The organism is Janthinobacterium sp. AD80 (assembly GCF_002878455.1).
In the GTDB taxonomy this organism is placed as follows: domain Bacteria; phylum Pseudomonadota; class Gammaproteobacteria; order Burkholderiales; family Burkholderiaceae_D; genus Janthinobacterium.
Genome location: NZ_NRDQ01000044.1, coordinates 1 through 22,657, shown reverse-complemented (window position 1 = coordinate 22,657; position 22,657 = coordinate 1). Strand labels below are relative to the sequence as shown.

The following is a 22,657-nucleotide window of genomic DNA, read 5'->3' as shown; positions in this document are numbered from 1 at the left end:
TCTTACGAGTACGATTTTTCATGAGGAGATACTACGCTCAAGTACAACATGAAGCTAACTGAAAAAAATTGGACAAAAACTGGACAACGCAATACAGCCTAAAACAAAAAAGGGTTAGCCGCGAAGCTAACCCTTTGTTTTTACTGCAAATTCTGGTGGGCCTCCCGTGAGTCGAACACGGCACCAACGGATTATGAGACCCATGCTCTACATGCTAAACCGCCTGATAAGAGGAAGCCTATCAAATAGCCAAATTAGCAAGCGAATTCAGACCTTTCACTTCCGTCACTCTCGTAAAAGTAGTAGTCGATTTCACCAGCGCAATCTCATGTAAACAAGAAGCCTCGTCGAAATATGCTTTATTTCCATGGATGATTTTGTTACCGTTTCGACTAATTAGCAACCAACGATAAGTAAATTGCCCCATTGAAAGCAATGTTGTGCCACTACCCGGCGTAACATATATCTCAAATCTTAAACCGCTTTGATCGTATTTTTGCTCAGCCGATTGCAGAAGCCCGCGCAACACTGGAGTTTTATCAACAGTAGCAACAACAAGATCGATGGCATGCTGAGCGCTCTCTTTGCTAACGTACCCATCACCAGTCGTAGCCAGCGGCCGCCCGTCATGAACTAACCGTACGTAAAACTCCCTAGCAGATCCAAGTAGAGAGACGTGCTCGCGAAAAATTTCAAAGTGCATAATTGCTCCTTAGAAAAAAAAGAGCTGACCAAGCTTAAAAACACCCATTACGATACACACGTCACGAAAAATGCCATGTATTATAGTGGTCTCTTCGTGCTGTTCTCACAAGGCCAGCCAGGTTCCCCTTTGGGCAAATGCCCAAGGGGCAGAACCGATCCCGGTTCCGTCCGACATTAATTCCATCAGCTCGCCAATTATACATAAACATCCCCGTTCGACCGCAATTTTCTACCTGTATACATATACAGCAATACTACTGTGGTTACGCACAGGTAATTATAAATGCGTCACTCTGCACTAACTGTATAAAAACCCAGTCGAATTGTTTGTTTTTAAGCAATGACATTATAGTACCTTAGCTCCCGCCTGGCGCCATGAGCACTGGTAAATTAGCGGCATGCACTGCGAGATGACCAGCAGAAAAATGAGCGTACCGCCTCACCATTTGCGCAGACTGCCAACCACCCAATTCCTGTAAAACATGTAGCGGCGTGCCACGCTGCACATGCCAGCTTGCCCATGTATGTCGCAAATCATGCCATCTGAAGTCTTCAATATCACAACGCTTTAATGCCTTGTACCATGCGGCCGTAGTGGCAGAAAACACAGGCTCACCGTTATACGTGAATACCCGTACAGGATGACGACCACGCTGCAATGTCAGCACACGCATAGCATCATCATTTAACGGAACAACAATAGCCTTACGTGTTTTACTTTGATCTGGATGAATCCAGGCAACCCGCCGCACAAGATCAACTTGAGACCAACATAGACCCAGAACGTTCCCCTTGCGCAATCCCGTGGCAAGACTAAAGGCCACCATATGCGACAAATGCTCAGGCAACGCATTCAATAATTCGGACGCCTCGCAATGAGTCAAATAGCGTACCCGGCGATCTGGCTCCTTCAACAAACGCACCTTTGGAATAGCATCAACCCATTCCCAATCCACACATGCCCGAATCAACACAGAACGCAGCAATGCCAGTGTTCTATTCACAGTTCCATTCTTGACACCGGTTGCTCGCTTTCGCTTTGTAATGGCATCAACAACAGAACGATTTATATCGTTTATATCGTAACCAGACAAAAATGGCTCAAGCCACCGAAAAATGCACTTATCAGAATGCAAGGACGCCTTATCAGCCTTTTCGGCCAACCAACGTTCAACCGCATCACACCAAGTTTTCCCGGACAAAGTTTCTAATACCAAGCCAGCAACTGCCATCTACGTGCCCCATAATAATGTTGCCATAAACCAACTATATCAGAACGGACAATCGTACGTCGCGTCAGGCACACCCGGCGCAGTCGCAAGATAAACTACACCCAGCCCGTTGTTACACCACGTCTGCAAACCGTCCATACAATGCCCCTCAATCGCACGGAAAGCGGCCTGCGCGGCGCTAAGCATCGACGTGCAGCCCAATAGTCGCCAAGAGTGGACTTCGGGAACCACAATGCCCTTGGAGCGGAAATAGCGCTTTTGATCGAGCGCCCTACATTGCATTTCCTTGCCGCAATATTTGGCAATGTAGCTGGCGATCTTGTGCGCGCCTGTAACGCCAAAGCCAAAACGATGCGGATCGCGGACGTTGACCTGCCCCATTTGCTCACCGTTCGGCCCAAGACCCAAGACGCTTTGCCAGATCGAACGCAAGAGCGCATACATTTGCCGACCGGCCACCGCCACATGAAAGTGCAGCGCGCCGCGCTCCTGTTCCTCGATAACGGCGACATAGTGAAATTGCTTGTGCTTGCCGAGCTTGCGGCAAAATGCTTTCCAGTGCTTGAGTGCGGTCTCACGATCCACCATATTTTCTCGATACGTCAGCGTGACCATGCGATCAGCACCGATCTGTTTGCAGCAGTGTTTGACGTTCTTTTTCGCACGGCGGCCAGCATCATCATCGTTTGCTTCGCGGTTTTCTGACTCGCCGCGCTTGGCCTTCGTTTTGAGCAGCCTAGCCGGGCCGACAAAGTGCCGTTCCTTAGTTACCGTCACTTCGCACTGTCCGTCAGGAAAAACGCGCTTACGGGCCGTATAGTTGTCGTTCCATGTGTTCTTGATTCCTTCATCGTCCCACCACTCCGGGCGATGTTGCGCAGATGGCTCTACAGGCGAGAAATCAATTGACGCTAAAGCGTTTTCATAATCTAATTCGGTCATTCGGTAGTCCTGTAACGGCAGGTTTATCGAAGGCCCCGGGCATTTAGTAGATGCCTGGGGCTTTTTTTTTGTCCATCAAAAAAACTGGTCTGAAATCCGGTACTGCACTTGCCCGTAACTGCGCTTTCTACTGCTGTGTTCTTAAGTGTCCCTAATACAAGTTTAGCGGCGCTTCGCGCCGCCACCCGCGCTGCGCACAGGTAGCGGCACGAAGCTTTCCGCTACCTTTTGCGCAGCAATTGCTGGCGCAACAATTTCTCGATGACTTGATCCGGCGTGATGTCCTTGAAGCGGATATACGCTTTCAACCCATCCAACAATTTCGCATCGACATGCACCGTCAAGAAGGCCTTGCCATCATCACGTAAGCGCGCCCTACGCTCCTTTTGCCGTTGCGCACTAGTCTTTGCCGCACCAGTAGCCGGACGGCCTCTACCGCGCTTAATCGGGCCGAGCAGATCAATCGTCTTGTCATCTTCAAGCTGTTTCATGCGCAGACCTTCAAAACGGTTTTTCAGAGTGGGCGATACTGGCCAACGTGCTACAGCGAGGTATTAACCAGGGCAGCGGACTGCCCGCTAAAACTTTGAAAACGTGTCGCTCCTCGCTCCGATGCGCACGGGCCGTCTGATGCCCTTACTTCAAAATCAAACGCCGACTTCGACCTACCCTCAAAGATTTTGCCCGCTGGGCCGCTTGTGCCGACACCCCGCAATTACCGTGACAAATCACTATTTTTCTGATGTGCGCGGAACTTGCGCGCTCAATATCAGCACCAAATCGGTATGCAGCTTAGTTCCTGATCGAGCAGCCCACGAGGAAGGCAGAAAGGCGAAGCCAGAGGAGCTATCGACGGTTTGCGCATCGTTCAAGCCACCAATCAACAGCACCTCGCCATCGTTGACCGTGACGGCTGTTTTCACCTGGCGTTTAATAAGCGTAGGCGAACCCGTCACGCCGCTAATAGTCGGCTTGAAGCTAGAAATTTGCCCATCGATGGCAAGGCTGATTTTTCCGCCGCCAAGCACCTTAGGCAGTACGTCGACAATGACGCCGGAAGGCCGATAGATGATGTTTTGCACGCTATTGCCAGAATTGTCTTTGCCGGTGCTGGCGATCGTCGGCGTTTCATCGCCCACCGTCAGCACCATCTTTTGATAATCATCACCCACAATGCGGCTGTTTGACACCTGCTTAAAGCGGCCATCAGTATTAAGCGCATCGATCACCAGCTGGAAATTTGTTCCGCGCAAGCTGATGGCTGACGCAGAATTGACGCTGCCCAACGATGCGCCAAACTTCGCACCGAGCACGCTGGCCATGATGGAAATACCGCGGCCAGAGCTGGCGTTATCCGTGACCTCAACCCATGATGCGGACACATCGACCATACGCGGAAGCTGATCGAGCGCACCGAGCAAAATCCGCATTTTGTTCAACTGCGACGGACTGCCGGTAAGCACAATTTGATTACCAGCCGCCGCAGCACTACGAGCACCAAAAGCCGCAACCACTACCGGCGCCAAGAAATCGGCCGAACGACTCGCCGGCACGTATACCTCAGATTCGTAATCACTTCCCCGGCCGGCGGCGAGACTGGCGTAATCCACGTTCTCACCATCCGAAGGCATGTCAGGCGATTTAAGCTTTTTCAATGGCGCGAACAAGGCCGAATCTGACGACGAGACGGCAGGACTGGCGACATCCAGAGGAGACGCATGCGCCATAGGCAGAGCCTTTGCAGCACGCAGGTAATACACACCGTCGCGCAACTCAGAAGCGATACCAAGATCAGCAAGCACGCCCTCAACAAACGCGGGCAACTGTTGCGGCGTCAAGGACCGAACGGATACGGAAATTTTGCGATCGAGCGCCAACGCATCAGGGGTGATTACGAAGTCACGATCGAGCATGTTTTTATAGGTAGCCTGTGCGAATGCCACCAATGACGCCGAAGCCAAATTGATACTCACCGGCTGACTATCCGCCAACGCCAAACCGGGCAGCATGAGCAACCACAACGCGAGCTTTTTCATACAGCCCCCTTCACCCACAAGCCGGGCTCAATTTGCGCAATCCAGCCACCATCCACGAAGCGAAAGCGCAGCGCCTGAATCACGCGGCCATCGGACAAACTGACCAAATATTTGTGCCCCTGATTCATGTAGCCCACGCCCGTGATCGTCTTTGAGTAGACAAATTCCTCCGTTTGATGCACCTCGCCAGCAGCAAGATACGGTTTGGAAAAGTGATAGCCGAAAATGCCAAGCGCGGCGCCCAGCAGTACGGCGCAAACTAAAAATTTAGACATATGCTTGTGTGGTGACTTAGGAGGAAGCGCCCGAGGACGCAAGAGCGACAAAGCGGCAGGCGTAGCCTGCAATGGCCCGATGAAATCGGGAGGAACACCAGCAAGAGCGGACAAGTGCCAAGACGACAGCAAGGAATGAGTACCATGCGGGTAGGTATCGGAAAACACTTGTGTCGTGTTGTAAGCATTGTTCAGATCATCGCCCCTGAAGTACCAGCGATCCGCCACAAGACCGTCAGGAGAGGCCCCCAACCGCACCACACCGATATGCAAGCGTGGCATGCTGCCGGTGGACGCTCCAGCCGTCATAAATGCAATGGCGGGGCTTAAAAGCGGCACCTTCATGCGATCAAGACGATTCAAGCGCACAACGTACTCAAGCAGCGATTCCCGCAACTGCTTATCAACCTGACTGATGTTTTGCATGATGAAAAAAATGTCCCATCCATACTTGCGCGCATGAATGGCCCACTCCAGCATTTCCGCCCTACCCTTGTCCTGAAAATTACGCGTATTTAGCCAGGAGCCGCATTCGTCCAAAATGAGCGCGCCATTGTGAAATTCATCAAACCCGGGCAACAACTTAGGAGACGGAGCGATAGCCGTCATACCAGCACGGCCATGCTGCAAAATTGGATCAAACTGGATAAACCGATTACCACTGCCCACCATGTACAGGTCGACCGCTGACGGCTTGTCAGGCACCCGTATGACAACGCTTTTATCCGTGGGAGGCATCAAGTGCTCAAGGAACACGTCGCAGTTTGTGGCCACCCGTTTGCCTTCCCGCAGGTAACGCCTAATCTGGTCAATTGCCGCTTTCCCCTTACCGCTCCCAAGCTTGCCTGTAATCGCATAAACAGCCATACGTGCCCCCTACTTAGTCACGATGTTTAAGCCTTTTTTCTGGAAAACGTAAATTTGGCACAAAAACCAAACTGACACGTAACAAGAAACAGCCGCCATCGTGGTCGAATTAAACGCAATGCCAAGACCCACAGCAAAATTTGGATGCGAGGTCGAAATGCCAGCAATACCCTGCGCACAAACTCCTCTGGCACATGACCCCATTGCTGCAATGACGACACTAAAAAACGCCATCATGACCAGCACGGCGGATAGCCGAAAAGCCTTTTCAGCAACCATAAATTTACCGAAAAAACCTATCAGTAATTGAACTATTGCTATGAGTAAATTTCCGAGAAGCGGCATGATTAAGCCTTAGCAGCTGATGTAACTTGTTGAACAGACCCGATCACAGCAAAAAAGCAAATGACCCCGGTAATAAATTTGGCAAATATTTCGACGTACTTACAAATATCGACTTCATAGCTACTAGCACCAAAAGGGTTAGGCACAGTAGGATTAGTGCACACCGCTGTATTAATCGTTGGAAACCAATCGCCATACATCAATTTCTCTTTCACAACAGAACCAATTTGATCAAGGGCGTTTTTATTGTGATAGTCAATGAGTGATAATTCTGAATCACCCTCATCACCATCAACCGACTTCATGCCCTCCTCAGAAATACGGCAAGCAGGTTGTCCAGGAGCGCCGCAATTTAGCTGTTCTTTACCGCCACCCGTGCCGCCACCCGGAGTACCGCCCGTGCCACCGCCCGGAGTGCCGCCCGTACCACCGCCCGGAGTACCGCCATCGCCACCCCGTGCCACCACCCGGAGTACCACCCGTGCCTCCGCCCGGAGTACCGCCATCGCCACCAGTCAGCCACCGCCCGGAGTACCACCCGTGCCACCGCCCGGAGTACCGCCATCGCCACCAGTACCACCGCCCGGATTCTCCGGATCCGTAGGCTCATTACCGGTGCCACTACCATCACCCGGGCCAACCGATCCGGTGAAAGCTGGCGTATCAGTAGGATCACCCCAAATCTGGCATTTTTGACTCGTTTCTTGCATCGCCAAAGTACACTTAACAAGCTCCAAATTTGGAGCCACTGTTGTGGCATCGTTGCAACCAGAAACATCTGTGGTTTTCGCCACGCAGCCCTGAATACACACCTTATAATTTTTAGCATCGGCATCAGCCATGATTGGCTGTTTTAAGACATGCGGAGAAATTTGCCAATACGCTGTAGCGACCTTATACGAACCGAGCGCATCACCTTCATTACACTGAAGCCGAACACATTTTTGCCCAAGAGGCTTCGAGCCATCAGCAGAGAAACGGCTACCATCACAAACTTCAGAAAGGTATAAAGTCACCCATACATAGTCACTTCCAGAACTAGGGTTTTTGGCATAGACCGTATAAGACTCATTCGCCGAAGAACACCTAGTGAGCGTCGGAGCGTTAGCGTATTTCGACTGCAACATAGAAACGACCTCTGCGCAGTTCTTAGGAAAGCCTTCGACAGACGCCCCGTTGCTCAAATTCATCCGGACAACGGCATTGGCCTGAACAGCCACAAAGAGCCAAAGACACAAAGCCAAAAAAAATCTCATAACAACCCCGCCCAAAAAAAAGGGCGACCGAAGCCGCCCGCACAACAGAGCCAGAATTAACCGGCTTTGGAGAATGCTTTTTTCATCATCTTGATGCCCCAGAAGCCACCGGCGACCAGGACGGCAACGGCGAACGCCGCCGAAATGTAAGTGGTAGCAGTGGCGGACAGGGCCGTGATCGCGGCAACACCTTCATCACCAGCAGCCGATGCGACAGCGGAAACGGACACAGCACCAGCCAGAGCCAAACCGCGCAGAATGTTTTTGTTCATTTTTCAATCCTCAGAAATTGGCCTACGAGTAAGATTGGCGACGGCCCCGCGCCAAAATAGAGCTAATCCAGTATTTCGATGGAACGACGGATAATTCGCTGTATCGAACCAGCGGCATAGCCAATCCCAAAAGCAGCCAGCGCAGCAGCGACGATTTCATAAATAGTCATAATTATTTAAAGTCCCAAAACCGCGAAGCAAGGTACTTGACGAGATAGACAGCCAGGACAAATAGGCCGAGCAAGATCAATGTTGGAAGCACCGAGACAAGCAAATCCTTCATCGTTGCGCCCCAGCGATCCAGCCGAGTACAAAAATAACGACCAAAGTCACCGGCAAAAACATAGCGTCTAACTCCTTTTGCGCAGCCTGCGCCTCAGCATATTCACGACCGGTTTGCATGACCCAAGTACAAACTTCAGGATCATTACGAAAGGGAACGGGAATGTAAGCTGACAACCCCGGCGTACGAGGCGCAGTAGTTACGGACATTCCTTCAACGCAGACTGGCATAGGAATTACGCGGCGGTTTGTTGACCAGGGTTCGCCTTAGCAGCTGGAGCAACAGCAGCGCTCTTCGATTGCGAGGCAGAGGAAACGGGAGTAATGGAGAAGACCTGCGAACCGACACGCTTGTCCTGCGAGATCGACACTTCGAATTCAACCTCATACATGCCCGGCTGAGTGTCTTTGAAGCGCTCCGGTAAGACCAGCTCGCCAATCAACGGCTCAATGACGCCGGTATCGCGGTTTGGCTTGTGGACGATGCATTGCGCCATGCGCATATCGTAGTCATTGCCGGTTTTTTTCGAACGGCCAGCCACTTGGGTGACATGCAGAATTTGGATAGTGTTTTTCATGGTCTTTTCCTTGGAGTAAGTCGCCCGCTAGAGCGATTGTGTTTTGCACGGATCAACAGCCGAAAAAACCTCCCAAGGCGTACCAGTGGGCAAACAGGCGGCCCTTGGGCCGGTGACTGAGCGGTTTACATTCAACCTAGATGTGCTATCGTTTACTTAGTTCAAACGGACAAGAGTAAGACCGCTCGGACTAAGATAATAGTATCAGTACGAACGGACTAACACAATTGGAAATAACTATGAATTACTCGGAAATGATAGCGAAAGCCCTTAAAGGGCGATCAGTAAACTCGATGGCAAAGCTATGGGGAGTGAGCCAGAAGGCGCTCGATAGATATGTGAAAGAAGAACGGATACCAGAATACGATCTGGCAGAAAAGATCATCCAAGAAGCGGGAATAAGTAAAGAAGAGGCGTTCGATGTGCTGGCAGCTGCAACCAGAGAGCACAAAGAACGCCTAAAAGATAATTCTGGTGGGCCTCCCGTGAGTCGAACACGGCACCAACGGATTATGAGTCCGCTGCTCTAACCAAGCATGAGCTAGAGGCCCGGGGACTGTGGCGTGGCGGCGCTGTTGATGCCCGCCTCGCGCGGCCGTTTTGGAAACGGACACGCGAGGATAGGGGTATCAGGGGCGCACGTCAAGCCCTATTGGCTTCTAGTTGCCTTCCAAGAAGCTTTTCAGCTTGTCGGAGCGCGATGGGTGGCGCAGCTTGCGCAGCGCCTTGGCTTCGATCTGGCGGATGCGCTCGCGCGTCACGTCAAATTGCTTGCCCACTTCTTCCAGGGTATGGTCGGTGGACATCTCGATGCCGAAACGCATGCGCAGCACTTTCGCTTCGCGTGGCGTCAGGGAGTCCAGCACGTCCTTGACGACGCCGCGCATGGACGCGTGCAGGGCCGCGTCGGCCGGCGCCAGGGTGTTGTTGTCCTCGATGAAGTCGCCCAGGTGGGAATCGTCATCGTCGCCGATCGGCGTTTCCATCGAGATCGGTTCCTTGGCAATTTTCATGATCTTGCGGATCTTGTCCTCGGGCATTTCCATCTTGATCGCCAGGGTGGCCGGATCGGGTTCCGCGCCGGTTTCCTGCAGGATCTGGCGCGAGATGCGGTTCATCTTGTTGATCGTCTCGATCATGTGCACGGGAATGCGGATCGTGCGCGCCTGGTCGGCGATCGAGCGCGTGATGGCCTGGCGGATCCACCAGGTCGCATAGGTCGAGAACTTGTAGCCGCGGCGGTACTCGAACTTGTCGACGGCCTTCATCAGGCCGATATTACCTTCCTGAATCAGGTCGAGGAATTGCAGGCCGCGGTTCGTGTATTTCTTGGCGATCGAAATCACCAGGCGCAAGTTGGCCTCGGTCATTTCGCGCTTGGCCTTGCGCGCCTTCATTTCACCGGCCGCCATCTGGCGGTTGATGTTGCGCAAGTCCGGCAGCGGCAGCACGACCCGCGCTTGCAGGTCGATCAAACGCTGCTGCAGTTCCTTGACGGTTGGAATGTTGCGGCCCAGGATGGCGCTGTAGGCGTGTCCTGCGTTGACTTCACCATCAACCCAGTCGAGGTTGGTTTCATTGCCGGGGAAGACCTTGATGAAGTGGGCGCGCGGCATGCCGCAGCGGTTCACGGCCACGTCGAGAATCTGCTTCTCGATATGGCGCACTTCGTCGACCTGGCCGCGCAGGGTGTCGCACAGCTTTTCCACCACCTTGGCAGTGAAGCGGATGCCGAGCAATTCCTGCGAGATGGCTTCCTGCGCCTTGGCGTACGGCTTCGAGTTGTAGCCTTCTTTTTCAAAGGCGCGGCGCATCTTGTCGAACTGCTGCGAAATGACGGCAAATTTTTCCAGCGCCGTGCGTTTCAGGGTTTCCAGCTGCTCGGCCGAGAAGCCGGCGGCGCCTGAAGCGCTCGCTTCTTCTTCCTCTTCTTCTTCCTCTTCTTCCGCTTCGCCTTCTTCCTCGTCTTCTTCGACGGGCGCGGCGATGACAGGCGCGGCGGCGACCGGTTCGTTTTCATCGACGAGGCCGTCAACGATTTCGTCGATCTTGATCTCTTCGTTGGCGATGCGGTCGGCGGCGGCGATGATTTCGGCGATCGTCACGGGACAGGCGGAGATGGCCTGGATCATGTCTTTCAAGCCATCTTCGATGCGCTTGGCAATCTCGATCTCGCCTTCGCGCGTCAGCAGTTCGACCGAGCCCATCTCGCGCATGTACATGCGCACGGGGTCGGTGGTGCGGCCAAAGTCGGAGTCGACGGTGGACAGTGCGGCCTCGGCCGCCGCCTCCGCCTCGTCGTCGCTGGTGACGACGGCAACGTTATCGGACAGCAGCAAGGTTTCCGCATCCGGCGCGTGCTCGTAGACGGCGATGCCCATGTCATTGAAGGTACCGATGATGCCTTCGATGGCTTCCGGATCGACGATATTTTCGGGCAAGTGATCGTTGATTTCCGCATACGTGAGGAAACCGCGTTCCTTGCCGAACTTGATCAGGGTCTTGAGTTTCTGGCGCCGGCGCTCGAGTTCTTCCTCGCTCGCTTCCGTGTCGGACGAGAACGCGTCCTTCAGCAGCGCGCGTTCCTTCGCCTTGCGGTCCTTGGCCTTGGCCTTGTCGACGGCCTTCAGTTCGGCCCGCTCGACGGCGTTCAGCGCGGCGACTTCATCATTTTCTGGCTGGAATTCTTTAGGCTTGCGGCCGCGGCGGCCTGGCACTTTTACCGACGGCAAGACATATCCGGACGTATCGATCGCGGCCAGGGTGGCGGCATCGGTCGTCTGGCTGACCACGGGAGCGCTGGTGACGCGCGCTTCAGGCCGGTCGAGCGCCTTTTCGGCTTTCGTGGTAACTTTAGTGGGCTTTGCAGCCGCTTTGGATTCGGGTTTCTTGATTGGCACAGGCGCTTTCGATTACACAACGACTTGCTTTACGGTGGATTAGGATAAAGTTTGCTGCCGGCCCCCTGTCTACCTGCGGGAACCACCATCTTCGAACCTGCCGACAACTCAGGTTCGACACTGTTACGTTACTTACACCTCATCGGCCACGATCCGCGGGATACGCAGCACTTCCTGTCCACCGACTGTCGCCAGCCGTGTTCGGCAGAAAATTCTGCATCCGACCGCGTTGGGAGCGAGAGCCTGGCGCGGCTTGCCGGCGTTTGCAAGCCCTGCTTGCCACGCCGAAAACGCCAGTTGGCCCTGGCTGCCGACACGATCCTTTTGCGCCGATCAAGAGCCTAACTTACTGAAAACAAATACTATTTACGAAACAGAACTAGCTTGCCAAAGCACACAATACTTAGCATTTAATTATAGCACGCGAAAAATGTTTTTCCAGTGCCCGCCGTACCCATCCAACAAGATTAGCGATTCACCAACTCGGCGTCGCGCTGACGCTCCAGCTCGCCCTGCTCCTGCGTGATTTCGCGGTAGCGTACACCAATTTTCTCGGATGGCAAACCCGAGGCAAACAATTGCTGCAATTCCGCCTTCAAGGCATTCAGTTTGATCTCGCGGATGGTGCTGACCAGCCACGACAATTCGCTGTCGTAATCGGATTCCGTGCCGGCCGCGATCTCGCCGATGATCTCGTCGTATTCGCTGCCCAGCTCCTTCAATTGCTGCGCCAGCGCGGCAAAACTGCCATGCTCGCCCAGCGCCTGCCCCACGGCCACCAGCTGCCCCAGACTGTGCGCCGCATCCGGCCCCAGGTGCTGGAAGGCGGCCAGGGCCGCTTCGTCGATGCGCAAGGTCAGCGGCGGATGGGCCACCAGCATGCGCATGATCTTCAATTCCAGCCCGACAGGCACGGGGCGGCCCGACTTCGGCGGCGCCCTGTGCGCCACAGCCACGGGCTTGGCCAGCTCAAACAGGCCTTCGATCTCGGCCGGCGTGGACTGCGTCAGGGATGCCAGCCCGCGCACGATCTGCAGGCGCAGGGACGACGGCGCCATCAGTTGCAGCAGCGGCTTGGCGTCGAACTGCACGCGGGCGCGCCCTTCCGGCTCCGACAGATCATGCTCGCCCGACACTTCCTTCAGCAAGAACTGCGACAGCGGCATGGCTTCATGCACCTGCTGCTCGAAACCTTCGGCGCCGAACGCGCGGATGTAGCTGTCCGGGTCATGTTCCGACGGCAAGAACAGGAACTTGATGGTTTTATTGTCCGACACATGGGCCAGGCTCGCTTCCAGCGCGCGGCGCGCGGCGCGGCGGCCGGCCTTGTCGCCGTCGAAGCTGAAAATCACGTTGTCCGTCTGGCGCAGCAGTTTTTGCACGTGGGTGGGCGTGCACGCCGTGCCCAGGGTCGCCACTGCCTGCGGGAAACCCATTTGCGCCAGCGCCACGACGTCCATATAGCCCTCGGTCACCAGCACGTAGCCGGCGTCGCGGATGGCCTGGCGCGCCTCGAACAATCCATATAGTTCGAATCCCTTGGAAAACAAGGGGGTTTCCGGCGAATTCAGGTATTTCGGCTCACCATGGTCGAGCACGCGCCCGCCAAAGGCGATGACCTGCCCCTTGGTATTGCGGATCGGGAACATGATGCGTTCGCGGAAACGGTCATAGCGCTTGCGGTTATTCCCCTCTTCATCGACCTTGTCGATCACCAGGCCTGCCTCGGCCAGCGCCACCACGTCGTAGTCGGGGAAGACGGAACGCAGGTTGTCCCAGCCGCCAGGCGCGAAGCCCATGCCGAAGCGGGCCGCCACTTCGCCCGTCAGTCCGCGGTTCTTCAGGTAGGCGATGGCTTCCGGGGCGTGGCGCAATTGCCCGCGGTAATAATCGCAAGCCTGCGTCATGGCATCGGACAGCGCCAGGCTCTGCGCCTGGATCTGCGCGCGCTGGGCCGGCGGGATTTTATCGTCCGCTTCCGGCACCACCATGCCCACGTTCTGCGCCAGGTCCTTGACGGCATCGACGAAGCCCATGCCCGAATACTCGATCAGAAAGCCGATCGAGGTGCCATGCGCGCCACAGCCGAAGCAGTGATAGAACTGCTTGGTGGGACTGACGGTAAAGCTGGGCGACTTTTCACTGTGGAACGGGCACAAGCCCATGAAATTGGCGCCGCCTTTTTTCAGTTGCACATAGCGCCCCACGACATCGACGATATCGACGCGGTTGAGCAAATCGGAAATGAAGGATTGAGGTATCACTGGCGAGGGCGGGTCTTGTTGTAGGTCAGACTATACTACCGCACGCGGCCTGATGTTGAGCCAGGTCAACGTGTGGGCTGTTGAGAGGCTGCCAGCGCGATGGCCGGCAGCCTTTGTTACTTTATATGCGGCTTAGGCAGCCGGCGTCAATGCCTTCTTGACCAGGGCCGAGACGACCGTCATGTCGGCACGGCCAGCCAGCTTCGGCTTGACGATGGCCATGACCTTGCCCATGTCTTGCGGACCGGCTGCGCCCGAGGCGGCCACGGCGGCAGCCACTTCAGCGGCCACTTCTTCTTCCGACAGGCCGGCAGGCATGTAGCCGATCAAATGCACCAGCTCGGCTTTTTCAATATCGGCCAGGTCGGCGCGGCCGCCCGCTTCGAACTGGGTGATCGAATCCTTGCGCTGCTTGATCATCTTTTCCACGATGGCCGTCACGTGCGCATCCGTCACTTCGATGCGCTCGTCGACTTCCTTGCGCTTGATTTCCGCCAGCAACAGGCGAATCGTGCCCAGCTTGCCCGCTTCCTTGGCGCGCATGGCGTTTTTCATGTCTTCGGTAATTTGTTCTTTCAAGCTCATGGCAATCCTCGTTGGTCAGTGTGGGAACGGTGCTCGTGCGCGACCAGAAATAAGTACGGGCCACAAAAGCGAAAACCCGCTGCGGCGAACCGGAGCGGGTATGCGACTCATCTGAAGTATAACCCCAGGCGAATCAAAACAAAACCCGTGGCGAACAAGGCGCCGTACTACCCGGGTTGGTTCTGATTGAACAGTCTTAGAATAATTTTTTCGGCAGTTGTTGGCTGCGGATGCGTTTGTAATGACGCTTGACAGCAGCTGCCAGCTTGCGCTTGCGCTCAGCTGTTGGCTTTTCGTAGAATTCGCGAGCGCGCAATTCGGTCAGCAGACCAGTTTTTTCGATGGTGCGTTTGAAGCGACGCATTGCGACTTCGAACGGCTCGTTTTCTTTAAGGCGAATAGTGGTCATGTAAAATTCAAACCGTTGAGGTGGTGTATAGGAAGAGATAGATAGTAGCAGCTTTTATTGGAAAAGGAAAGGCCCTTCCCCACTTGCGTGCGGCATGCAGCCTGAGATTGCTGCCTGGCTGTGGCGTAAACCACGCATCCAGGCAGCAGTATACCTGATTACGCTGACACGCCTGCCTTGCGGCGGCGCGCCATCAAGCCCAGCAAGCCCAGGCCCGCCAGCAGCATGGCATAGGTACCCGGCTCCGGCACGGCACTGACATTCATGCTGACGCCATCGAGGAAGGCCGAGGTATCGCGCGCATTGTTCGGATTGATGCCGGCAAAGCTCAGGGTATGGCTGCCGGCGCCGATGTTGAGTGCGTTCACGCTGAAACTGGTCCAGCCCGTGCTGCTGACGCCATACAGGCCCAGCTGCGTGCCGTCCAGGCTGACAGTCACGGCCTGGCCCTGGTCGTAGCCGGGGCGCAGCGCCAGGTTGAAGGCGAACGCGTAGTCGGCGGCACCCGTGCTGACGAAGCTTTGCGAGATGGAGGACGTATTTTGCAGGAAGGCAAAAGCATTGCCTTCCTGCGCCACGCCATTCCAGGCCGTGTAGCTGGCCGACACACCGGCGCCGCCCGTGAAGCTCCAGCCCGGCGCCACGTCGCCATACAGGTAGCCGCCGCCGACGGTATTATCTTCAAAACCGCCATTGCTCAACACGGGGGCGCTGGCGAAGGCGCTGGTACTGAGCAAGGCAACTGCGGCGGCGGCGATCAGGCGTTTCATGATGACTCCAGGGTAATGTTCATTTAATTGCCATCAGGCATGTAAAATATCTAAAAATCAATTTACATGGCAAGTATTTAACATCCACTTCTTGAAGTCAAGAAAATTATCACCAATAATCACAAGCTGAGGCCGCCCAGCAACTAACTATTACTGCAGGGCAATTCCTGCCGCCACGCCCGAGGCCCACGCCCACTGGAAGTTGTAGCCGCCCAGCCAGCCCGTCACGTCCACCGATTCGCCGATGAAATACAGGCCCGGCACTTTATTCGCCATCATGGTCTGCTGCGACAGTTCGCGCGTGTCGATGCCGCCGCGCGTCACTTCCGCCCTGCGGTAGCCTTCGGAACCGTTGGGCACGATGGACCAGGCATTGATGGCCTGGCCCAGCTTGCGCAATTGTGCGTCCGGCATGTCGGCGATGCGCGCGTCGGGCGCCAGGCCATTGACGGCCAGCAGGCAGTCGGCCAGGCGCTGCGGCAGCCACTGGGCAACGATATTGCCCAGCTGCTTCTTCAGGGTGCCCTTGCCTTCGATCAAGGTCTGCGCCACGTCCACTTCCGGCAGCAGATTGATGATGATGGGCTCGCCCGGCAGCCAGTAGCTGGAAATTTGCAGGATGGCCGGGCCGGACAGGCCACGGTGCGTAAACAGCAAGTCTTCGCGGAAACGCGCGCCCGTTGCCTTGCGGCCCTTCAGGCTGCCCGTTTCCACATCCACTTCCAGGGCGATGCCGGACAGTTCCGCGAACGGCGCCCAGCTGGCGGGATCGAACGTCAGCGGCACCAGCGCAGGGCGCGGCTCGACCATGTTCAATGCAAATTGTTTGGCGATGCGGTAGGCAAAGTCGGTAGCGCCGATCTTCGGGATCGACAGGCCGCCCGTGGCGATGACGATGCTGGCCGTCTCGATGTCGCCGCTGTCCGTCTGCAGCAGGAAACCGCCATCCGCTTGCTGGGCAACATTGTCGATCTTGCACGGCATGCGCCAGTGCACGCCGCCAGCGGCGCATTCATCCTTGAGCATGTCGATAATCTGCTCGGCCGATTCATTGCAGAACAGCTGGCCCTTGTGCTTTTCGTGGTAGCCGATGCGGTATTTTTTCACTAGCGCAAGGAAATCCTGCGGCGTGTAGCGCGACAAGGCGCTCTTGCAGAAATGAGGGTTTTCCGAGAGGAAATTGAGCGGCCCGGCATTGACATTGGTGAAATTACAACGCCCACCACCCGAGATGCGGATCTTTTCGGCCAGCTTGGCCGCGTGATCGATCAACACCACGCGCTTGCCCTGCTGGGCGGCTACCGCCGCACACATCATGCCGGCCGCGCCCGCGCCGATCACTGCCACATCAAATTGTTTTGCCATAAAAATTCCGCTCACCGCTGATTACAAAGACGCCATTGTAAACCGCGGCGCCCCGGCTAGCGCGGCCGTGCTGCAATCTGCCGCGACGCCATCAGGCATTGCGCGACCTGCTCCGCGATGGACGGCGGCACCGGCACCTCGCCACGCAGCACGGCGGCAATCCATTCAGCCGTGGTAGCCGCATCGCGCTCGGCGGGCAGGTGCGGCAAATCGTCCACCTGCAACTGCTTTTCCACCAGCAGCGTGCGCTCAATGCCGTGAAACCAGTCGATCTGCTGCGCCTTGTTGGCGTTGGCCACCGTTTCGCCTTCCGTGCCGCGCATCAGGAAGGCGTCGCCGCGCGCCGGTGGGGAGGCGGTGAGGAAATATTCTCCGAGCATTTCCAGGTATTCCGGATGCGTGTACGACACCAGGCGCAGGGCCGGGCCAGCGAACGGCTGCATGATTTTGACCAGGGTATGCGTGGAATTGCGCACGCCCAGCACGCGCCGCAGCGACAGCATCCAGGCCAGACGCGGCGCCAGCGCCTCGATAGGCATAAAGGCCACCTCGCCACGCGCCATGGCGGCCTCGGCTTGTGTATGGTCGGCGCAGGCTGATACGTCCAGCGCGGCCAGCACCTCGGCCGTGGTAATGCGGCCCGGGTCACTGGTAACGCCATGCACGAGCACGGGTGCGCCGGCGCGCGCCAGCAGCAGCGCCAGCAGGGCCGTCAGGTTGGCCATCTTGCGCGCGCCGTTGTAGCTGGGAATGATGATGGGGGCGAATGCGCCGACCGGCGCGGCCAGCGCCGCAAACGAGGCCTCTGCCGCGTCGAGGAAACCGGCGATCTCGTCCACCGACTCGCCCTTGATGCGCATCGACAACAAAATACCGCCCAGCTCCAGGTCCGAGACCCTGCCATCGAGCATGGCACGGTACAGGGCGTGGGCATCCATGCGCGTCATGCTGCGCGCGCCGTTCTTGCCGCGTCCTATTTCCTTGATGAAACGTGCGGCGGGAAATGGCTCACCGGCCACGTCGGTATGGGGTATGGAAACAGTAGTCATGGCGCCAGCTTACACGGATTTTTCCCTGTATAGCCATGCTGGCGGCGACGGAAGGCGACTATGCAACAGTCGCGGCAAAAAATATTTCCGCCAAAAAGTGCCGGTGCGCTGAATCCGGCCAACCGGCACCTGCGTATATGACTGCACAGGAGGACTCATCATGAACCACGCGATCAAACAGGAAACCGCCTTCGTCGGCATCGAAACGAGCAAGCTGCTGCTCAAGGCCGTGCTCATATCGAGCGGCGACGTGCTGTGCAAGGTGCTGGAAAACGACCTGGCCGGCTTCCGCTGGCTGCGCAGCTGGCTGCAAAAGAACGACGTGCCCGTGATGGGCTTGCGCGTCTGCCTGCGCCTGGATGACCCGAACAGCGAAGCGGCCGCGCGTGCGCTGGCCGGCATGGGCATGCTGGTCTGCGACGCCCAGCCCGGTCCGCTGGAAGCCTATGTGCACAGCTGCGGCTTGCCCGCTGGCGCGGCGCGCGGCGCCGTGGTGCTGGCGCACTATTGCGCCTCGGAACGCCCCGCGCGCTGGACGCCGCCCTCGCCCGCCTACGTGGAACTGCGCCTGTGGCTGCGCCGCCTGCAAGCCGTGCAGCAGGTGCGCAAGCAGGAAATCGCACGCCTGGAAAGCCATTTCCATGCGGGCCAGATCGCCCTGCACCAACTGCTGCGCCAGCAGATCGCCTGCCTTGACGCACAGATCCGCCAGCACGAAACGGCCATCCTCGCGCATGTGCGGCGCCACCCCGGCCTGCCCAAGCCGCCGGAACTGCTGGGCAGCCCGCAGCGTATCGGCCGCTACACCTTTGCCGCCAGCAACGCCAGCGGTCATTAAATTCCCCCTGTGCAACAGGCCGGGCTGCGCGCGGGCCTGTTGCAAAAAGCACTGCGCCATCATCGTTTTGCCGCACCGGCCGCCGCCAGGCCGCATTTCCGCTACACTATTGCCTCTTAAAGAACGCAATAGCGAAAGCCGAGCCAGAATCATGAATACGCCAGACATCGAAAATATCAACGTCACCTCTTTCGCGCCCATGCCGACACCGGCCGAACTGCACGCCAAGCTGCCCCTGTCGGAGAGCGCCTTCGACACCGTCAGCCGCGGCCGCGAAGCGCTGCGCAACATCATCGACCGCAAGGACCAGCGCCTGTTCGTCGTCGTCGGCCCATGCTCGATCCACGACCCGGTCGCCGGCCTTGATTACGCGCGCCGCCTGAAAGCGCTGCAAGAGGAAGTCAAGGACACGATGCTGCTGGTGATGCGCGTGTATTTCGAAAAACCGCGGACCACCACGGGCTGGAAAGGCTATATCAACGACCCGTACATGGATGATTCCTTCAAGGTCAACGAGGGCATGGAAAAGGCGCGCCAGTTCCTGCTCGACGTGTGCGAACTGGGCCTGCCTACCGCCACCGAAGCGCTGGACCCGATCTCGCCGCAATACCTGGGCGACCTGATCGCCTGGACCGCCATCGGCGCGCGCACCACCGAATCGCAGACGCACCGCGAAATGTCTTCCGGCCTGTCGACGCCCGTCGGCTTCAAGAACGGCACCGATGGCGACATCAGCATCGCCGTCAACGCCATTTTGTCCTCGGCGCACCCGCACTCCTTCCTCGGCATTAACGGCGAAGGCAATGTCGCCATCGTGCGCACGCGCGGCAACGCGTACGGCCATGTGGTGCTGCGCGGCGGCGACGGACGTCCGAACTACGATTCCGTCTCGATCGCCATCGCCGAACAGGCACTGGCCAAGGCCAAGCTGCCAGCCAACCTGGTGGTCGACTGCTCGCACGCCAACAGCTATAAAAAGCCGGAACTGCAGCCGCTGGTGATGGGCGACGTGGTCAACCAGATCCGCCAGGGCAACCGCTCGCTGGTGGGCGTGATGATCGAATCGAACATCGTCGGCGGCAACCAGAAGATCCCGCAAGACCTGTCGCAACTGACCTACGGCTGCTCCGTCACCGATGGCTGCATCGACTGGGACACGACGGCCACCATGCTGCGCGATGCGCATGCGCATTTGTTGAATCGTCCGGCGTAATCGCGGCCAACGATGTTGTCGGATTACGGCCCTGCGGGCCTAATCCGACCTACGGCTGCTGCATCACCGACGGCTGCAGCGACCGGGACACGACGGCCACCATGCTGCACGATGCGCATCTCGTCAATCGCCCGGCATAAAATATACGGCCAACGATGTTGTCGGATTACGGCCCTGCGGGCCTAATCCGACCTACGAAGTCACTGGCTGTGTCAATGCGTAGGTCGGCTTAGCGCGCAGCGCGTAAGCCGACACTGCCCCGTAACATATCACGCCATCTGCACATGCGGCAGCACGGCGAACGAGCCGGCCAGCGCCTGTTCCGCCTTGCTGGCGGGGATGTTCAATTCATTCATGTCCAGGTAAATGCGTCCGTCCAGGATACGCACGGCGTACAGGCGCGCCAGGCCTTGCACGGGCGCCACCAGGCGGCCCGAATCGAGCTCGATGATCCAGCTGTTCTTCGGCCCCATCAGGTTTTTCTCCATCAGCACCCCGTGCGCCAGCGGCCCGCCCAGGCAGGGCACCGTGTCGAGCAACGCATACACCGTGTCGTCAAAGGCGCGGAACAGCGCCACGCCGGGCAAATCCTGCCAGGCCAGGCCCCGCTGCACCATGCGCGCGCCCGTTGGCGGCATATCCTTCAGGCGGCAAATCATTTTCCATTGTTCTGGCATCGCTGGCTCCCCGTGAAAAATGCACAAGCATCCATAAGCAAGAGCGGTGCCAGTACCGGAACAGGCGATAAAAAGCAGTCAATCGAGGCAAAAATGCCACGACGGCGCACTGCGCAAGTGCACACTGCCGCCGAAATGGTGCGCCGGCCGCACGGTGGACTGCCTGGCTTTCCTTTACAATGGCGGATTACTCCTCCCTATTTAGCACCTTCATGATTGTTCTTGGCGTCGAATCCTCCTGTGACGAAACCGGCCTGGCCTTGTACGACACGCAGCGCGGCCTGCTGTCGCACGCCCTCTACTCGCAAGTGGCCATGCACGAGCAATATGGCGGCGTGGTGCCGGAACTGGCGTCGCGCGACCATATCCGCCGCGCCATCCCGCTGCTGGAAGAAACGCTGGCCAAGTCCGGCGTGAGCCTGCCCGAGATCGACGCCATCGCCTACACGCAGGGTCCAGGCCTGGCCGGCGCGCTGCTGGTCGGATCGTCCGTCGCCTGCAGCCTGGGCCTGGCCATCAACAAGCCGGTGCTGGGCATCCACCACCTGGAAGGCCATCTGCTGTCGCCGCTGCTGGCGTCGGAGCCGCCGGAATTCCCCTTCATCGCTCTACTCGTCTCGGGCGGCCACACGCAGCTGATGCGCGTCAATGGCGTGGGCCAGTACACGATGCTGGGCGAAACGCTCGATGATGCGGCCGGCGAAGCGTTCGACAAGTCGGCCAAGCTGCTGGGCCTCGGCTATCCGGGTGGCCCCGCCATTTCGCGCCTGGCTGAATTCGGCGACCCGCTGGCGTATAAACTGCCGCGCCCGATGATGCACTCGAAGGATTTCAACTTCAGCTTTTCAGGACTGAAGACAGCCGTGTTGACGGTGGTGAAAAACCATGAAGAAAAAGTCATCGCGAATATCTGCGAACAGGACAAGGCGAACATCGCGCGCGGCTTCGTCGACGCCATCGTCGAAGTGCTGACGGCCAAATGCGTCTCGGCCCTCAAGCACACGGGCCTGAAGCGCCTGGTGATCGCCGGCGGCGTGGGCGCCAACGCGCAGCTGCGCGCCTCGCTCAACGCGGCGGCCGCCAAGAAGCGTTTCAAGGTGTATTACCCGGAGCTGGAATTCTGTACCGATAACGGCGCCATGATCGCCTTTGCCGGCGCCATGCGCCTGCAGATCAATCCCGCCGCGGCAAAATACGACTACTCATTCAATGTGCGCCCACGCTGGCCGCTGGACGAAATCCGGGAAATCTAGAAACCCTCAAGCGAAGGGCCGGGATCAGCCCCTGAGGGGCTGGCTCCGGTCGTTGCTATCGGGTCTTGCTCCGCCAGCAAAAAATTCCGTCGCAATACTACGCTACCCTCCACCACCGTCTCATCCTTCAACGCCACGCCCGACACCTGCCGTGCAAATGCCTGCGACAGCAGGTAATGCAGCCGGTACGCAGCCGGCGCATACGCCAGCCCCTCGGGGCGCACATTCGAGATGCAATTGCGGCTGTCGTCCAGCAAGCCCGCTTTCGGCGCCCACGTCAAATACAGTCCCAGGCTGTCCGGCGAACTGAGACCCGGGCGCTCGCCGATCAGCACCAGCACGGCACGCGCCTGCAGCAGTTCTCCCACTTCATCACCGACTGCCACCCGGCCCTGCGCCACGATATGCAGCGGCGACAGCGTCCAGTTTTCCAGCGCCAGCCGTGCGCGCAGCGCGGCCAGGAACGGCGCCGCGTGGCGCTGCACGGCCAGCGCCGACAAGCCATCGGCTGCCACCAGGGCCAGGTCGACGCCCGGGGCACCGG

The 22,657-nt window shown here is 57.5% G+C and carries 23 protein-coding genes and 1 tRNA gene; 3 read left to right on the top strand and 21 right to left on the bottom strand.

Going from position 1 to position 22,657, the window contains the following annotated elements; genetic code table 11:
- Window positions 1-241 precede the first annotated feature (241 nt).
- The 19 genes from JaAD80_RS10835 to ybiB form a co-directional block, all read right to left on the bottom strand.
- Window positions 242-703: a DUF1508 domain-containing protein gene (locus tag JaAD80_RS10835; RefSeq protein WP_102294177.1), complete on the bottom strand. Its 462-nt coding sequence runs from the start codon at window positions 701-703 to the stop codon at window positions 242-244.
- Between the two features lie 358 nt (window positions 704-1,061).
- Window positions 1,062-1,937, bottom strand: coding sequence for a site-specific integrase (locus tag JaAD80_RS10830; RefSeq protein ID WP_102294176.1), 876 nt, complete (start codon window positions 1,935-1,937; stop codon window positions 1,062-1,064).
- Window positions 1,938-1,976: 39 nt separating this feature from the next.
- Window positions 1,977-2,879 carry a hypothetical protein gene (locus tag JaAD80_RS10825; protein ID WP_102294175.1) on the bottom strand — a complete coding sequence of 301 codons (903 nt, stop codon included), beginning with the start codon at window positions 2,877-2,879 and terminating at the stop codon, window positions 1,977-1,979.
- Between the two features lie 221 nt (window positions 2,880-3,100).
- Window positions 3,101-3,370, bottom strand: a complete 270-nt coding sequence (locus JaAD80_RS10820; RefSeq protein WP_102294174.1) for a hypothetical protein — start codon at window positions 3,368-3,370, stop codon at window positions 3,101-3,103.
- A gap of 240 nt (window positions 3,371-3,610) precedes the next feature.
- Complete coding sequence (locus tag JaAD80_RS10815; protein ID WP_102294173.1) at window positions 3,611-4,915, bottom strand: type II secretion system protein GspD; 1,305 nt, start codon at window positions 4,913-4,915, stop codon at window positions 3,611-3,613.
- On the bottom strand, window positions 4,912-6,057 hold the full coding sequence (locus JaAD80_RS10810; protein WP_102294172.1) for a zonular occludens toxin domain-containing protein: 1,146 nt from the start codon (window positions 6,055-6,057) through the stop codon (window positions 4,912-4,914). The genes JaAD80_RS10815 and JaAD80_RS10810 overlap by 4 nt, the downstream gene beginning before the upstream one ends.
- Window positions 6,058-6,066: 9 nt before the next feature.
- Window positions 6,067-6,402, bottom strand: a complete 336-nt coding sequence (locus JaAD80_RS30285; RefSeq protein ID WP_146012348.1) for a hypothetical protein — start codon at window positions 6,400-6,402, stop codon at window positions 6,067-6,069.
- Window positions 6,403-6,404: 2 nt separating this feature from the next.
- Window positions 6,405-6,908: a hypothetical protein gene (locus JaAD80_RS31445; RefSeq protein WP_102294171.1), complete on the bottom strand. Its 504-nt coding sequence runs from the start codon at window positions 6,906-6,908 to the stop codon at window positions 6,405-6,407.
- Between the two features lie 9 nt (window positions 6,909-6,917).
- Window positions 6,918-7,658, bottom strand: a complete 741-nt coding sequence (locus JaAD80_RS31440) for a hypothetical protein (protein ID WP_146012347.1) — start codon at window positions 7,656-7,658, stop codon at window positions 6,918-6,920.
- A gap of 56 nt (window positions 7,659-7,714) precedes the next feature.
- Entirely contained in the window at window positions 7,715-7,930 is a 216-nt protein-coding gene (locus JaAD80_RS10800) for a major coat protein (protein WP_102294170.1), read from the bottom strand.
- 518 nt (window positions 7,931-8,448) lie between these two features.
- The gene (locus tag JaAD80_RS10795; protein WP_258002928.1) at window positions 8,449-8,790 is read right to left on the bottom strand and encodes a hypothetical protein; all 342 of its coding nucleotides are present in this window, start codon (window positions 8,788-8,790) and stop codon (window positions 8,449-8,451) included.
- Window positions 8,791-9,262: 472 nt separating this feature from the next.
- A tRNA-Ile gene (locus JaAD80_RS10790) sits at window positions 9,263-9,341 on the bottom strand.
- A 108-nt stretch (window positions 9,342-9,449) separates the two neighbouring features.
- Window positions 9,450-11,690, bottom strand: a complete 2,241-nt coding sequence (rpoD, locus tag JaAD80_RS10785; protein WP_102294169.1) for an RNA polymerase sigma factor RpoD — start codon at window positions 11,688-11,690, stop codon at window positions 9,450-9,452.
- Between the two features lie 467 nt (window positions 11,691-12,157).
- A complete protein-coding gene (gene dnaG, locus JaAD80_RS10780; protein ID WP_102294168.1) occupies window positions 12,158-13,954 on the bottom strand; it encodes a DNA primase in 1,797 nt (598 codons plus the stop codon).
- A gap of 132 nt (window positions 13,955-14,086) precedes the next feature.
- Window positions 14,087-14,539: a GatB/YqeY domain-containing protein gene (locus JaAD80_RS10775; RefSeq protein ID WP_102294167.1), complete on the bottom strand. Its 453-nt coding sequence runs from the start codon at window positions 14,537-14,539 to the stop codon at window positions 14,087-14,089.
- Between the two features lie 196 nt (window positions 14,540-14,735).
- Window positions 14,736-14,948 carry a 30S ribosomal protein S21 gene (gene rpsU / locus JaAD80_RS10770; RefSeq protein ID WP_008451879.1) on the bottom strand — a complete coding sequence of 71 codons (213 nt, stop codon included), beginning with the start codon at window positions 14,946-14,948 and terminating at the stop codon, window positions 14,736-14,738.
- A 158-nt stretch (window positions 14,949-15,106) separates the two neighbouring features.
- Entirely contained in the window at window positions 15,107-15,718 is a 612-nt protein-coding gene (locus tag JaAD80_RS10765) for an FxDxF family PEP-CTERM protein (RefSeq protein WP_102294166.1), read from the bottom strand.
- 150 nt (window positions 15,719-15,868) lie between these two features.
- Entirely contained in the window at window positions 15,869-17,083 is a 1,215-nt protein-coding gene (locus JaAD80_RS10760) for an NAD(P)/FAD-dependent oxidoreductase (protein ID WP_102294165.1), read from the bottom strand.
- A gap of 56 nt (window positions 17,084-17,139) precedes the next feature.
- A complete protein-coding gene (gene ybiB / locus JaAD80_RS10755; RefSeq protein ID WP_102294164.1) occupies window positions 17,140-18,132 on the bottom strand; it encodes a DNA-binding protein YbiB in 993 nt (330 codons plus the stop codon).
- Window positions 18,133-18,292: 160 nt separating this feature from the next.
- On the opposite strand from ybiB, the gene JaAD80_RS10750 reads away from it, so the two are divergent.
- Together JaAD80_RS10750 and JaAD80_RS10745 are read left to right on the top strand one after the other, a co-directional pair.
- Entirely contained in the window at window positions 18,293-18,970 is a 678-nt protein-coding gene (locus JaAD80_RS10750; protein ID WP_102294163.1) for a hypothetical protein, read from the top strand.
- A 151-nt stretch (window positions 18,971-19,121) separates the two neighbouring features.
- Complete coding sequence (locus tag JaAD80_RS10745; protein WP_102294162.1) at window positions 19,122-20,183, top strand: 3-deoxy-7-phosphoheptulonate synthase; 1,062 nt, start codon at window positions 19,122-19,124, stop codon at window positions 20,181-20,183.
- A 269-nt stretch (window positions 20,184-20,452) separates the two neighbouring features.
- On the opposite strand, the gene JaAD80_RS10740 is transcribed toward JaAD80_RS10745, so the two are convergent.
- Window positions 20,453-20,860 carry a nitrite reductase (NAD(P)H) small subunit gene (locus tag JaAD80_RS10740; RefSeq protein WP_146012346.1) on the bottom strand — a complete coding sequence of 136 codons (408 nt, stop codon included), beginning with the start codon at window positions 20,858-20,860 and terminating at the stop codon, window positions 20,453-20,455.
- Window positions 20,861-21,072: 212 nt separating this feature from the next.
- Here JaAD80_RS10740 and tsaD point away from each other — a divergent pair, with 212 nt between their 5' ends.
- Complete coding sequence (gene tsaD / locus JaAD80_RS10735) at window positions 21,073-22,113, top strand: tRNA (adenosine(37)-N6)-threonylcarbamoyltransferase complex transferase subunit TsaD (RefSeq protein WP_102294160.1); 1,041 nt, start codon at window positions 21,073-21,075, stop codon at window positions 22,111-22,113.
- Here tsaD and JaAD80_RS10730 read toward each other — a convergent pair.
- A partial coding sequence (locus JaAD80_RS10730; RefSeq protein ID WP_180979375.1) for an ethanolamine ammonia-lyase light chain EutC occupies window positions 22,110-22,657 on the bottom strand: 548 nt, incomplete at its 5' end. The two genes, tsaD and JaAD80_RS10730, sit on opposite strands and share 4 nt — an antisense overlap.

Bases quoted from the DNA above. Each gene is read 5' to 3' on its own strand.
- rpsU (WP_008451879.1), bottom strand. From the start codon at position 14,948: ATGACCACTATTCGCCTTAAAGAAAACGAGCCGTTCGAAGTCGCAATG.
- JaAD80_RS10745 (WP_102294162.1), top strand. From the start codon at position 19,122: ATGAATACGCCAGACATCGAAAATATCAACGTCACCTCTTTCGCGCCC.
- JaAD80_RS31440 (WP_146012347.1), bottom strand. From the start codon at position 7,658: ATGAGATTTTTTTTGGCTTTGTGTCTTTGGCTCTTTGTGGCTGTTCAG.
- JaAD80_RS10775 (WP_102294167.1), bottom strand. From the start codon at position 14,539: ATGAGCTTGAAAGAACAAATTACCGAAGACATGAAAAACGCCATGCGC.
- JaAD80_RS10835 (WP_102294177.1), bottom strand. From the start codon at position 703: ATGCACTTTGAAATTTTTCGCGAGCACGTCTCTCTACTTGGATCTGCT.
- JaAD80_RS10815 (WP_102294173.1), bottom strand. From the start codon at position 4,915: ATGAAAAAGCTCGCGTTGTGGTTGCTCATGCTGCCCGGTTTGGCGTTG.
- JaAD80_RS30285 (WP_146012348.1), bottom strand. From the start codon at position 6,402: ATGCCGCTTCTCGGAAATTTACTCATAGCAATAGTTCAATTACTGATA.
- JaAD80_RS10810 (WP_102294172.1), bottom strand. From the start codon at position 6,057: ATGGCTGTTTATGCGATTACAGGCAAGCTTGGGAGCGGTAAGGGGAAA.
- JaAD80_RS10750 (WP_102294163.1), top strand. From the start codon at position 18,293: ATGAACCACGCGATCAAACAGGAAACCGCCTTCGTCGGCATCGAAACG.
- JaAD80_RS10760 (WP_102294165.1), bottom strand. From the start codon at position 17,083: ATGGCAAAACAATTTGATGTGGCAGTGATCGGCGCGGGCGCGGCCGGC.
- JaAD80_RS31445 (WP_102294171.1), bottom strand. From the start codon at position 6,908: ATGGCGGTACTCCGGGCGGAGGCACGGGTGGTACTCCGGGTGGTGGCA.
- ybiB (WP_102294164.1), bottom strand. From the start codon at position 18,132: ATGACTACTGTTTCCATACCCCATACCGACGTGGCCGGTGAGCCATTT.
- tsaD (WP_102294160.1), top strand. From the start codon at position 21,073: ATGATTGTTCTTGGCGTCGAATCCTCCTGTGACGAAACCGGCCTGGCC.
- JaAD80_RS10795 (WP_258002928.1), bottom strand. From the start codon at position 8,790: ATGAAAAACACTATCCAAATTCTGCATGTCACCCAAGTGGCTGGCCGT.
- JaAD80_RS10830 (WP_102294176.1), bottom strand. From the start codon at position 1,937: ATGGCAGTTGCTGGCTTGGTATTAGAAACTTTGTCCGGGAAAACTTGG.
- JaAD80_RS10820 (WP_102294174.1), bottom strand. From the start codon at position 3,370: ATGAAACAGCTTGAAGATGACAAGACGATTGATCTGCTCGGCCCGATT.
- JaAD80_RS10740 (WP_146012346.1), bottom strand. From the start codon at position 20,860: ATGCCAGAACAATGGAAAATGATTTGCCGCCTGAAGGATATGCCGCCA.
- JaAD80_RS10800 (WP_102294170.1), bottom strand. From the start codon at position 7,930: ATGAACAAAAACATTCTGCGCGGTTTGGCTCTGGCTGGTGCTGTGTCC.
- JaAD80_RS10765 (WP_102294166.1), bottom strand. From the start codon at position 15,718: ATGAAACGCCTGATCGCCGCCGCCGCAGTTGCCTTGCTCAGTACCAGC.
- JaAD80_RS10825 (WP_102294175.1), bottom strand. From the start codon at position 2,879: ATGACCGAATTAGATTATGAAAACGCTTTAGCGTCAATTGATTTCTCG.